This window comes from Runella sp. R5_40 (assembly GCF_057652295.1).
Genome location: NZ_JBYFCH010000002.1, coordinates 174,341 through 188,850, shown reverse-complemented (window position 1 = coordinate 188,850; position 14,510 = coordinate 174,341). Strand labels below are relative to the sequence as shown.

Sequence of the window (14,510 nt, the reverse complement as noted above, 5' to 3'; positions counted from 1 at the left end):
TTCGAATAGATTGGTATGCTATTTGATAAGGCGTTTACATGCTGTTTAGTAAACTTTACCGTGCTTTAAATTGAAAAAAGTATGAACTATTTATCCTTCTTACTCCAAACCAAGAATCAGCCCGACCGAAAACCGAAGCTGACAAATTTTTACCTGAATATGTTAGGCTTGCTGGTGCTGGGGGGCTTCCTTACTGCAACAACTACCTATGCTCAGTGTACCCTTACTGCCGAGGTAACCAACATTACTTGTAACAACATGACAACGACAACGACCGCTGACGACAAGTTTAGCTTTACGTTGACAGTCAACTCTACCTCCTCAACTGCCGAAACGGGAGGATATGTGACGGTTTCTATCAATGGGACAAACGTAGGTGGTCAAAACATTGGGGAAGCCAAAGACTTTACTAATCAATACAACATTTCTGGAGGGGTACTAAACGTAACCATTACCGCAGGAAGTGGTAATTGTTCTACGACTACAACCATTACACCTCCTCAAGCTTGTTCACCAGGGGCAGGGTGTACTTGGGATCCACTTAATTTGAATCCTTCGTATGTAACTGTAACCGTCCAACGGGATTGCAAAGGGACACCCGATGAAAGCGATGATGAGGTTTCTGGAACATTTTCGGTGACAGGAATACCTGCTGGCTACGCTGCCGAATTAGATAGAAAATTAGATGCTAATGGAAATGGGAAGGAGCATATTGAAGGAGGGATTTCTAACGGGCAAGTAGTTAACTGGGGGCCTTACAATGTAAATACAGTGAAATATCCAGGCCAAAATGGGTTTGTACTTTGGTTTATGTTGGAAGGTATCACCGATTGTTTAGGTGATTATTTTGTAATGATACCTGCTTGTCCTGCTTGTACTGCCCCAACGCCAGCGGGAACAGATGCCAATATTTGTAGTGGAGAAACGGCGATTTTGATGGCTTCAGGTTGTACCAGCGGATATACAGCAACTTGGTTTAGTAATTCAACTTTAACCAGTCAGCTTGGAACGGGTGATAGTTATGAAACGCCTGCCTTGACAACAACGACCAATTATTACGTATCCTGTGTAAAAGACGGCGATGCTACTTGCAAAAGCACAGGCGTACTGGTAAAAGCGACCGTAAAGCCTTTGCCAACGTTGACAGCAGGCACGCCAACCTGTGCTCAAAATGGATTGACGTACAGCGTAACAGTAACCAGCAACGGAACGATAAGTGCTGATGCAGGAACGGTGAGTGGCACAACGGTAAGCAATATTCCAGTGGGTACAGATGTGACAATTACGGCAACTTTAAATGGTTGTACAAAAGATATTACAGTAGTTTCGCCGACTTGCCAAATTCCATGTACAGCCCCAACGCCAACGGGCACAGGCGCTTCAGTTTGTCCAAACAATGCCGCGACTTTAACGGCCAGTGGTTGTACCACAGGTTACACGGCTACTTGGTTTAGCGATTCGGGCTTGAATACTCAAGAAGGCACAGGTAACAGTTTCACAACGCCTGTTTTGACTGCTACGACAGACTATTACGTATCCTGCGTGAAAGACGCAGATGCTACTTGCAAAAGCACAGGTGTGCTGGTAAAAGCGACCGTAAAGCCTTTGCCAACGTTGACAGCAGGCACGCCAACCTGTGCTCAAAATGGATTGACGTACAGCGTAACAGTAACCAGTAACGGAACGATAAGTGCTGATGCTGGAACGGTGAGTGGCACAACGGTAAGCAATATTCCAGCGGGAACGGACGTGACAATTACGGCAACCTTAAATGGTTGTACAAAAGATATTACAGTAGTTTCGCCGACTTGCCAAATTCCATGTACAGCCCCAACGCCAACGGGCACAGGCGCTTCGGTTTGTCCAGGCAATACCGTAACCTTAACGGCCAGTGGCTGTACCACAGGTTACACAGCTACTTGGTTTAGCGATTCGGGCTTGAATAACCAAGAAGGAACAGGCAATAGTTTCACAACGCCTGTTTTGACTGCTACCAAAAACTATTATTTGTCTTGTGTAAAAACTGGGGACGCAACTTGTAAAAGTAGCGGTGTAACTGTGACTGCAACGGTCAAAACAAAACCAGCACTTTCGATAACGAGCACTACATGTAGTGGTACGACGGTAACTGCAACATTCACAGCAACGGCGGGTGCAACGGTAACCGCAAGCGTAGGAACTGTTTCAGGAAATCAAGTAACGGGTATCCCAAGTGGACAGACGTTTAGCCTTACTGCGTCTCTGAATGGTTGTGATTCGACAGTGTCAGATTCTAAAACTTGTACCCCCAATTGCGATTTGAATGCAACTTTGGGAGTTATCAAATGTATCGCAGGTCAAAATACGCCTGAAGTAACGGACGATTCTTTTACGTTTGATTTAACAGTAACTGGGACAGGAGGTGCAAGCAATTTGTGGGAAGCTGTTTATAATGGAACAGTCATTCAAACAGGTGCATACGGCCAAACAAAAACCGTAACAGTAGGATATGCTACTTGGAACGGAGCATCAAGCATGGCCGTTGTTGTTCGTGACAAAGACAATACAAGTTGTACCGATAATATAACCGTTCAAGTACCAAGTTGTTCACCTGCGCCCTGTACAGGCTTTAAGTTTACTAACATCGTAGCAAGTTGTGAAGGTGGTCTTCATAAAATTTGTTTGGATGTGTCAGGAACTGGCGGCCGCAAGTGGGCGATTAGTTTGAAGCATAGCAATGATTTTAACGTACCAGGCATTCCATTTGCAGATGGTACAGGTGATCAAACAGGCGTTTGTGGAACAATCAGCAGTACTGATTTTGCAATATTACAAGCGTTTGACGCAGATGATTTTATTGTATGGGGAATGCTTGAGTTAGCAGATGGTACACCAATTTTTGGGACGGGCTGCGAAATAGATTCAGTTGTTCGTTATTCTCCGTGTGTCACCTGCCAAGCTCCAACGCCAGTGGGTACGGGTGCATCAGTATGTACAGGAACGAGTGCGACCTTGACGGCGAGTGGTTGTACCACAGGTTACACAACGACATGGTTCAGCGATGCAGGCTTAGGAACACAAGTAGGAACGGGTGTAAGTTACACGACGCCAGTATTGACGACAAATACCAATTATTATGTGTCATGTGTAAAAGACGGCGATGCCACGTGTAAGAGCAGTGGAGTGACAGTCACCGCAACCGTGAAGCCCAAGCCAACGATTAGTGTGACATCAACGACCTGCAATCAAGCGGGTACGTTGTACGATGTAGCGTTTACGGCTACGTCTGGAGCAACAGTTACATCAGATAAAGGAACAGTGACAGGCAGCACGGTTGTAGGAGTTCCATCGGGTCAAACGGTGAAATTGGTTGTTACGTTGAATGGTTGCAAAGATTCGACGACAGCGACTAAGAACTGTTCACCAACCTGCCAAGCTCCAACGCCAGTGGGTACGGGTGCATCAGTATGTTCAGGTAGTAGTGCTACGTTGACGGCGAGTGGTTGTACCACAGGTTACACAACGACATGGTTCAGCGATGCAGGCTTAGGAACACAAGTAGGAACGGGTGTAAGTTACACGACGCCAGTATTGACGACAAATACCAATTATTATGTGTCATGTGTAAAAGACGGCGATGCCACGTGTAAGAGCAGTGGAGTGACAGTCACCGCAACCGTGAAGCCCAAGCCAACGATTAGTGTGACATCAACGACCTGTAATCAAGCGGGTACGTTGTACGATGTAGCGTTTACGGCTACGTCTGGAGCAACAGTTACATCAGATAAAGGAACAGTGACAGGCAGCACGGTTGTAGGAGTTCCATCGGGTCAAACGGTGAAATTGGTTGTTACGTTGAATGGTTGCAAAGATTCGACGACAGCGACTAAGAACTGTTCACCAACCTGCCAAGCTCCAACGCCAGTGGGTACGGGTGCATCAGTATGTACAGGAACGAGTGCGACCTTGACGGCGAGTGGTTGTACAACAGGTTACACAACGACATGGTTCAGCGATGCAGGCTTAGGAACACAAGTAGGAACGGGTGTAAGTTACACGACGCCAGTATTGACGACCAATACCAATTATTATGTGTCATGTGTAAAAGACGGCGATGCCACGTGTAAGAGCAGTGGAGTGACAGTCACCGCAACCGTGAAGCCCAAGCCAACGATTAGTGTGACATCAACGACCTGCAATCAAGCGGGTACGTTGTACGATGTAGCGTTTACGGCTACGTCTGGAGCAACAGTTACATCAGATAAAGGAACAGTGACAGGCAGCACGGTTGTGGGAGTTCCATCGGGTCAAACGGTGAAATTGGTTGTTACGTTGAATGGTTGCAAAGATTCGACGACAGCGACTAAGAACTGTTCACCAACCTGCCAAGCTCCAACGCCAGTGGGTACGGGTGCATCAGTATGTACAGGAACGAGTGCGACCTTGACGGCGAGTGGTTGTACAACAGGTTACACAACGACGTGGTTCAGCGATGCAGGATTGGGAACACAAGTAGGAACGGGTGTAAGTTACACGACGCCAGTATTGACGACAAACACTAATTATTATGTGTCATGTGTAAAAGACGGCGATGCCACGTGTAAGAGCAGTGGAGTGACAGTCACCGCAACCGTGAAGCCCAAGCCAACGATTAGTGTGACATCAACGACCTGTAATCAAGCGGGTACATTGTACGATGTAGCGTTTACGGCTACGTCTGGAGCAACAGTTACATCAGATAAAGGAACAGTGACAGGCAGCACGGTTGTGGGAGTTCCATCGGGTCAAACGGTGAAATTGGTTGTTACGTTGAATGGTTGCAAAGATTCGACGACAGCGACTAAGAACTGTTCGGTGCCTTGTGTAGAGTCAACATTTAGCTTGGTTGGGACGCCAGCTTGTTCGGCCGATTACTCAACCTATTCGTTGACGATTCAGGTCAATAATAAAATTGGCATTGTTAAAACTAACAAAGGAATACTTTCGGGTAATAATCCATATACGATCACTGGTATTCCAGCAGGGGCGCCAGTGACAATTACGGATAGTTTAAGTGCAGTTTGTAAGGCTGATACCATGATTGTTGCTCCTAATTGTAACTGTAACCCAGCCATACCACAGTTGTTGACGCCAAGTTTGACGGTTTGTATCGGTGATACGTTCCCGACGTTGAAAGCGACGGTGGTAGGACTGGCAACGGTAGAATGGTTCAGTCAACAAACTGGCGGAACGGTATTAGCAACAGGCTTGAGTTTCAAACCAAGTGGTACAGTATCTGCGAATACGGTGTTCTATGCGCAAGCACGTAGTACCGACCCAACGTGCCCAACTGCAGTGAGCACAAGCCGCGTCCCAGCGACGATTAATGCGCAAGATTGCACGAAAGAAGTGGATTTAGCTTTGTCTAAGTCGATTAGTAAGAAAATTGCTCAGATTGGCGATGTGTTGACCTATACCATCAAAGTGTGGAACGAATCAGCGACGAATGCAACGGGAGTCTCGGTGACGGATAGCATCGCGACGACGGTGCAGTTTGTGAGTGGAAGTTTTGTAGCGAGTCGTGGTAGTGCGACAATAAGTGGCAATGTAATAAAGTGGAACATTGGTAGTATATCAGCCAATGGCGACACGGTGACGTTGACTTACCAAATCAAAGTAACGCAAGAAGGCGTCCACTTCAATACGGCGGAGATTTGCACGACCAACGAGAAAGATGTGGATTCAACGCCTTGTAACCACGATGATACTGAAGACGACATCGACCGTGCGTGTTTTACGGTGCCAGTGAAACTTTGCCCAGGGGAAGTAGTGGAGGTAAGCATTCCAGTCAAATACACCAACGTACAATGGTTCAAGAATGGCGGCACAACGCCAGTAGCGAGTGGTAACTCGGTGTTGTTCTCTGATTTGGGAAGTTACACTTTCACAGCCACGAACCAGACGTGCCCAGCGGAAGGCTGTTGTCCAGTTATCATCGAAGCTGGTACGAACTGCTGTCCAGTTGATTTGTGTATTCCGTTCACGATTAAGCAGACCAAGAAGGCAGGTAAGAAGCTGTAAGTTAGCGTAAAATAATCTGAGAAATAATGTCTCATATCTATGGGTGTCGAAGCGATTCGGCACCCATTTTTTGTGCTTATTTTTCTATTTATATGTCTTTTAGTGTTGTTTTTTTAAAATAGATTATTGTTAGTAATATTTTGATAATGAGGATTTTATTGTTTTTTGTATTCTTGTTTTTTAAATATAATGGGCATATTTTATTTGTTTTTATAAAAAATAAACCATTTATGTTGTTATTTTAATAAATATAAATGGATATATACGTGTCAAAATAAAAACAAATGTAATATTTTCTGATTGGTAATCTTGTCTTTCGTTATGGTTAATATACTATGATATTACTTACCATAGTGAATAATTTTGGGTATATATTTGGAGTAAATTTAGAAACTGCGAAAGAGTGGCTAGATACAGATTTTGGCCTTTAAGGTGCTTATAAAGGCATTTTTGAAAACTATTTGCTAATTGAAGAAGATAGATTGCTAGAACGTGGCACGGATGTTGAGCAGAGGGGTTGGGGTGCGATATTTTACTTTTATATACAATATTATAACTGTATTTTATGAATTTGTGCATATTTGGGTTCTTTTTTTAAGTATTGGTATGATAATTGTATTTTTTGGAACGTCTTTGGGCTTATTTTAATAATTGTGTTTTAGTATGTCATATTAAGTCGTTGTTTAAGCCCTTAGCTGTACTGTTACTTGAGAAATTATATAAACCAAAACTTACCTCAATGAAAAAAAATGTATCCCTGATTGACCCCCTCGTCAATAGATACTGGATGCTGTGTTTATTGGCGTGTTTAACTATCATTACTCCACTTCGATCGCAAACGCAGGTTTGTCCTACCAATCAAATTACAAACTATAGTTTTGAAAATGGGGTGTCTAACATTGCGAAAACAATCGCTGGAAGCAACGCAACCTTGAACGATAGAAACAACGGGTTTGGGGTAACGGATATTGGGACGGATGAAGGGCCTGATATTAGTTATTGGATAGACGCTTCAAGCAATGGTGGAAAAGGCTCCATTAATGGAAACTACCTGATTTGGTTTAATACACCAGCTGCGGGCAATACCAATAAATGTATCCAAACAAACGTCGATCACTACCAGTTTGTTAAAGGTGTTTGTTATTCTATCTGTTATAAAGTAGCAGCTTTTGACCCCGCTAATCTTAATGCAGGAACAACGGCTTTGATAGAACTAGACCCAGTAGCAGCGGGATGGAACCCAACTTATACCGCAGGAGGATATGTGGTGTCAAATAATCAGTATGGTTATTCTGTTGGCTGGAATTTGCCAGCCCCCTCTGCTCCTAAAGATATTAATGGTAATCCTTATACGGGCGCGACTGGACAAGTGCTAGACTGGAAAACGTTGAATTGGCAAACGGTTTGTATTAATGTTACACCAACAAGCGACGGGACGTTAGACCCTGTCTATTTTAGTGTTTATGGAGAGCCTGCAACGGGTGTAACAAAAGGAATCGCCATAGATGACATCAGCATTTGTACAGGCTGTAGTGTTGCTTGCATTACCCCTTCTGGTATTCAACTGACAAAAACGGCTCCAACCTGTACAGGCTCAACGGCGAATAATAACGGTAAAATCACCCTTATTTCGGCTACCAATACCGACAAATGTGGCATTAGTACCGCAGGCGCTGCCACTTATAATGGCCCTGTGTATGCCTCAGCGACGGCCTATGCGGCCAATAAAGATGTCAAAACTCTGATACCCAATACGGGAGGTACGTATATATTAAGGTTGTACAACGGCTCTGATAATTGTTATAAAGATACGACGATTACGGTGGCGGCAGTGACGTGTACAGCGGTGGATTGTAATTGTAGTAATAACTTGATTACGACCCCAAGTTTTGAGGGGTCAGATTTGTCGGCGTGGGCGCAAGCGACGAATGACCCAGGAGGAACAATTTTATTCTCAAACGATAATCCTTACGCTGTTTGTGGCAGCTGGTATGGGTATATCCGCAGTGCCAATGCAGATGCTTATTATGCGTCGGTGTATCAAAATGTTAATACAACAGCAGGGACTTCATTTACCTTAAATGTATATGGGGGAACGCATGATCCAGGTCAGGATAGTCAAATCCGCCTCCAGTTTTTTAACGCCTCCAATACCTTATTATCAGGTGGTCAGACGGTACAGGTAGATACAGATGTGGATGTAGCACCGTTCACTTTGGGCAAATATACGCTAACAGGAACCGCACCTGCAGGTACTGCTTATGTGCGCGTGACCTTTTATACCCAAGGAACGTACACTGGCGATAACATGGCGTTTAAGTTTGACCAAGTGTGTTTGCAGGCGGCGGCTTGTTCGCAACCTAGCGCAGTGGTGAGTCCACAAAAACAAGCCATTTGCGTAGGCGGTACTGCCTCAGTTTTTACGGCTAGTCCAAGCACGGGTGTCCAATACAAATGGTATGGGCCACTGACGAGTACTTCGGGTAGTTTGGGTACGGCCATCAGCGGCGCAACCAATGCGACCTTTACACCAAGTGGCGCAGCATTAAGTACTGCGGGGTCAAAATATTATGCGGTAGTGGTGAATACGACGGGCGATGTGACTTGTGCGGACACGGCCTTTGTTCAGTTGGATGTGAGAAGCCTAGCAATTACTGCCAATGCCTCAAGCTGTACACCTGCTACCAATAAATTTAGCGTAAGTGGGCAAGTTACCTTTACGGCTCCACCTTCAACGGGGCTTTTACGCGTACGAATTCCAGGAAAAGGCTACCAAGATTTTTTACCACCATTTACGAGCCCCATTTCTTACACTCTTCCAGACCTGAACTCAGACGGGATGGCTGATACAGTAGAAGTGATGTTTAGTGATGGGGTATGTAAGCAAACGGCGATTTATACTGCGCCAGTCATGTGTTTGCCCAATGCTTGCACAGGTGCAGAAGTGGCAGGGAAGTCAGAGTACAAATTTACGGTGCCGCTCAAGCGCACCAACTGGAGTGATACGCTTACTCTTCCCAAATTTGATACAATGGGAGGAACGCGCACCTTAAAAAATGTGCTTTTGACGGTCAATCAATCAATCGTAAACTGGGGGGTGGCCGAAAGTACCGATAATGCTTCCTCTGAAGTAAATATAGAAACGACAGGAACGACGACGTTCAAATTAGACGGGGTAAATTTTGAGACAAATTCGTTTACGGCAACCAACTACCCCAAAAATGTGACTAGTGCCGTGTTGGTTCCTGCTGTGGGTACATGGCCGGGCGATAATACGGTTGTCTCGCCCCCATCGACTTTGTTAGCGATGTCGGCAGCTGTAAATAATGATTTGAACAACTTGGTGGATCCTACTTTATCATCAACTTGGGTGACGAACCAAACAGGGGATTTGACCGATGATGATGATATGACCTATTTTTCGCCAGTTTATTCGGACAATACCAAATGTTGGCTTTACAGTAGCTCAACCGATTTGGCGAAATTTACGGGAACGGGTAATGCTCAGTTCATTGCACGTGCAACAGGGGCATCGTTGGTGAGTGGTTCAGGAAACCTAAATTCAATTATTAAAACGTCAGCGAGTGCCGAAATAACAGTCACTTATATTTATTGTTCAACAGCATGTGTAAAACCCGTAGCTTCAGCCACCCCACAAAAACAAACGATTTGCGTAGGTGGTACGGCGACGGCCTTCACAGCTACGCCAAGCACGGGTGTGCAGTACAAATGGTATGGGCCACTGACGAATACTTCGAGCAGTTTGGGTACGGCCATCAGCGGCGCAACGAGTGCGACCTTTACGCCAAGTGGCGCAGCATTAAGTACTGCGGGGTCAAAATATTATGCAGTAGTGGCGAACACCACGGGCGATGTGGCGTGTGCAGACACGGCCTTTGTTCAGTTAGATGTGAGCAAAATCACGGTACCAGCGGTGACGGCACTTTGCCACGCCAACGGCACGCCTGAGAGTGGCACCGACGATTACATGACGTTCAGTATTCATGTGTCCACCGAACCGATGAGTCTGAATAAATTTACGGTAACGGCCACGCAAGGCGGGAATCCATTGGCCATAACATTGTCAAACGGCAGCGCAGCAACTTCGGTGAACTGCGGATTGAATACTCCATTGCGCACGCCAGCGGGTAGCGCAGGCAAAGGCAACGTAACTCTGACAATTACGGACAATGTAACGGGCTGCTCGACGACAGTAGTTGTGACCGACCCAGGAACGTGCGCGGTAACTTGCGTACAAGGAACGCCAAGCACGGTGGTTTATCAATACGCGACGCAAATGGATATAACCGAACTAAATTCCTTGCCGATTATGATACCAAAGTTTGATGAACAAGGCGGCACGCGAGTTTTACAATCGGTGAAATTGGAATACACTGTAGGAGGCAAAACGGCATTTGTGTTTGAGAACAGGGCCGCGCAATCGCAGTCGTTCAATGCCAAAGCAAGTTCGGAGGCGACGCTTACGTTGAACTCGACGGATATTGCGACGAATACATTGGAGATGGCGATTCCTCAAACGACGTTGCCAGGGGGAGTTTTAGTACCCGCGACGGGCAGCTGGGCGGGCGATAGCATTCCATCACCCACGCCCACGCCCACGACTTTGGGTCGAATGGAATCGTGGGTGAGTGATTATTTGACGGTTTTCAAAGACCCTCGCACAGATGCCCGCTGGGTAACGAACGCGACGGGAGATGCGACTGACGATGATGATATGTACCTAAATCCGATGATAGCAGATTCGGCAAGTGGGACCTTTACCTACAACACAGCGTTGGCGTTGGCACCCTTTATTGGGACGGGAAATGTACCATTAGAAGTGAGTACGTTATCTGGTCTTGCGTTGACAGGCGGTGGCGGTAATTTAATCTACATTCAGCGTACACGAGCGTATGCGAGTGCGAAAGTGACTTATACGTTTGAATGTATTTTGTGTACCAAACCCGTGGCAGCAGCTACGTCGAAAACACAAACGATATGTGCAGGCAGCGCCGCAACGGCTTACACGGCGACACCAAGTACGGGCGTGCAATACAAATGGTACGGGCCATTGGCAGACACGACGAGCAGTTTGGGCACAGCGGTGAGCGGTGCGACGAGCGCGACGTTTACGCCGAGTGGCGCAGCGTTGACGATGGCTGGAACGAAATACTACGCAGTGGTAGTAAATACGACGGGCGATGTGGCGTGTGCTGATACAGCTTATGTACAATTAGTAGTGAATGCCAAGCCAGTAATTGCTGATGGTTCTGCGACGATTTGTGCAGGAGAATCAGTGGATTTAATTACAAAGATTACCAATTATAACAGTTACCAAGGCCAAGTGTGGACAGTCGGTACAGCGGGTGGCACGGTAGTAGCAACGCCAACTTCAGTGAAGCCAACGGGCACAACGACCTATGTATTGGTTGCTCAAAATGGAGTTGGTTGTAAAGACACGGCGAACGTAGTAGTAACGGTTAACCCAAAACCAAATGCAGGCAAAGATACGACGTTAGCCTGTGTGAATGCAGCGAATAATACTTTGGCGACAAGTTACACTTTAGTACCAAGTCCAGCGGGAGGCACATGGGCGCAACTAGGCACAACGCCAACGACGGCGACGATTACGGGTAACAACGTGACAGGCATGAGTGTAGCAGGTACGTATCAATTTATTTATACGACAACGGCAGGTTGTAAGGACACGGTCGCGGTAACGGTAGCACCATGCGCAGGTTGTGTGAAGCCGAATGCAGGTGCCGATGCGGCGAATGTATGCCAACCAACGAGTACGGCGAAACTGACGGCAGTGACGACAGGCGGCACGTGGGCACCAATAGTTAGCCCCGCCAACCCAAGCGCCGCGACGATAGACGCCAGTGGTAACGTGAGTGGCTTGAATGCGGCTGGCACTTATAAATTTGTGTATTCTGTAACAAGTGGCGGTCAAACATGTACTGACACGGCGCAAGTGATTGTACTTGCCAAGCCAGTGATTGCTGATGGTTCTGCGACGATTTGTGCAGGTGAGTCAGTGGATTTGGCGTCGAAGATTACCAATTACAACACATACTTGAGTCCAGTGTGGACAGTCAGTACGGCAAGTGGCACAGCAGTAGCAACGCCAAGTTCTGTCAAACCAACGGGCACAACGACTTACGTCTTGGTTGCTCAAAACGCCGCAGGCTGTAAAGACACGGCGAATGTTGTTGTGACGGTTAATCCAAAGCCAAGTGCGGGTAAAGACACGACGCTAGTCTGCGTGAATGCTGCGACAAATACCTTAGCGACGAGCTACACCTTAGTACCAAGTCCATCGGGCGGCAGTTGGTCACAACTGGGTACAACGCCAACGACGGCGACGATTACGGGTAACAACGTAACAGGTATGACGGTGACAGGCACGTACCAGTTCATTTACACGACAACAGCAGGTTGTAAGGACACGGTAGCGGTGACAGTAGCGCCATGTGCGGGTTGTGTGAAACCAAACGCAGGTGCTGATGCGGCGAATGTATGCCAACCAACGAAAACGGCTAAATTGACGGCAGTGACAGCAGGAGGCACGTGGGCACCAATCGGCAGCCCAGCGAACCCAAGCGCAGCGACGATAGATGCGAGTGGTAACATCAGCGGTTTGAATGCAGTGGGTACGTATAAGTTTGTCTATTCGGTGACAAGTGGTGGCCAAACATGTACGGATACGGCACAAGTAGTGGTGTTGGCCAAGCCAACAATTGCCGACGGTTCTGCCACGATTTGTGCAGGCGAGTCAGTGGATTTGACAACGAAGATTACGAATTACAATACGTACTTGAGTCCAGTGTGGACGGTAGGCACGGCGGGTGGCACAGCAGTAGCAACGCCAAGTGCGGTGAAGCCAACGGGCACAACGACCTACGTCTTGGTCGCCCAAAACGCGGCAGGTTGTAAAGACACGGCGAATGTGGTGGTGACGGTGAATCCAAAACCAAGTGCGAGTAAAGATACTACGTTGGTATGTTCAAATGGAAATGTTCCAGCGAGCGTACAATTGTCGGCGACGCCGACGGGAGGGACGTGGTCAGCTTTGACGGGTAACCCAACGGGCGCGACGGTGAACAGTTCAGGTTTGGTGAGTATCACCAACGCCACGGCACAAGGTAAATCATTTGATTTTGTTTACTCAGCGAATGGTTGTCAGGATACGGTGAAAGTGATTGTCCCAGTTTGTCAACAACCTTGTATCAAATCGTCGATTAGTTCAGCGGCGCCTGTATGTTCAAACGATGCCCAAACCTACAGTTTCACCTTCACGGTGGCCAACAAATTGGGTATTGTGAAAGTGAATAAAGGCACGTTGAGTGGTACGAACCCTTACACGGTATCGGGCATTCCATCGGGTCAGAATGTGATTATTACCGACAGTTTGAGCGCAATTTGTAAGTCAGACACCATCATTGCGGGCGTGAATTGTAACTGTAACCCAGCCATACCACAGTTGTTGACGCCAAGTTTGACGGCTTGTATCGGCGATACGTTCCCAACGTTGAAAGCGACGGTGGTAGGACTGGCAACGGTAGAATGGTTCAGTCAACAAACGGGTGGCACGGTGTTGTTCACAGGTTTAAATTACAAACCAGGTGGCACAGTGACGGCGAATACGGTTTTCTACGCGCAAGCACGTAGTACCGACCCAACGTGCCCAACGGCAGTGAGCACAAGCCGCGTCCCTGCGACGATTAATGCGCAAGATTGCACGAAAGAAGTGGATTTAGCTTTGTCTAAGTCGATTAGTAAGAAAATTGCTCAGATTGGCGATGTGTTGACCTATACCATCAAAGTGTGGAACGAATCAGCGACGAATGCAACGGGAGTCTCGGTGACGGATAGCATCGCGACGACCGTACAGTTTGTGAGCGGCAGTTTTGTGGCGAGTCGTGGCAGTGCGAGTATCAGCGGCAATGTAATAAAGTGGAATATTGGTAGTATATCAGCCAATGGCGACACAGTGACGTTGACTTATCAAATCAAAGTAACGCAAGAAGGCATACACTTCAATACGGCGGAGATTTGCACGACCAACGAGAAAGATGTGGATTCAACGCCTTGTAACCACGATGATACTGAAGACGACATCGACCGTGCGTGTTTTACGGTGCCAGTGAAACTATGCCCAGGGGAAATAGTGGAGGTGAACATTCCTGCGAGATACACCAATGTCCAATGGTTCAAGAATGGCGGTACAACGCCAGTAGCGAGTGGTAACTCGGTGTTGTTGACAGATTTGGGAAGTTACACTTTCACAGCCACGAACCAGACGTGCCCAGCGGAAGGCTGTTGTCCAGTCATCATCGAAGCTGGTACGAACTGCTGCCCAGTTGATTTGTGTATTCCGTTCACGATTAAGCAGACCAAGAAGGCGGGTAAGAAGCTGTAAAAAAAGTAGGCTATAAGTAAAAAAGCCGTTTCACTCGAAACGGCTTTTT

The 14,510-nt window shown here is 46.9% G+C and carries 2 protein-coding genes; both read left to right on the top strand.

Annotated elements, in window-relative coordinates; all coding sequences use genetic code 11:
• Window positions 1-81 precede the first annotated feature (81 nt).
• Window positions 82-6,039, top strand: a complete 5,958-nt coding sequence (locus tag AC23N5_RS05615) for an Ig-like domain-containing protein (protein WP_487754800.1) — start codon at window positions 82-84, stop codon at window positions 6,037-6,039.
• Window positions 6,040-6,778: 739 nt separating this feature from the next.
• Window positions 6,779-14,461 carry an Ig-like domain-containing protein gene (locus AC23N5_RS05610; RefSeq protein ID WP_487754799.1) on the top strand — a complete coding sequence of 2,561 codons (7,683 nt, stop codon included), beginning with the start codon at window positions 6,779-6,781 and terminating at the stop codon, window positions 14,459-14,461.
• Window positions 14,462-14,510 lie beyond the last annotated feature (49 nt).

What these genes read in the sequence shown, in the direction of transcription:
- AC23N5_RS05610 (WP_487754799.1), top strand. Translation starts at nt 6,779, where the DNA reads ATGAAAAAAAATGTATCCCTGATTGACCCCCTCGTCAATAGATACTGG.
- AC23N5_RS05615 (WP_487754800.1), top strand. Translation starts at nt 82, where the DNA reads ATGAACTATTTATCCTTCTTACTCCAAACCAAGAATCAGCCCGACCGA.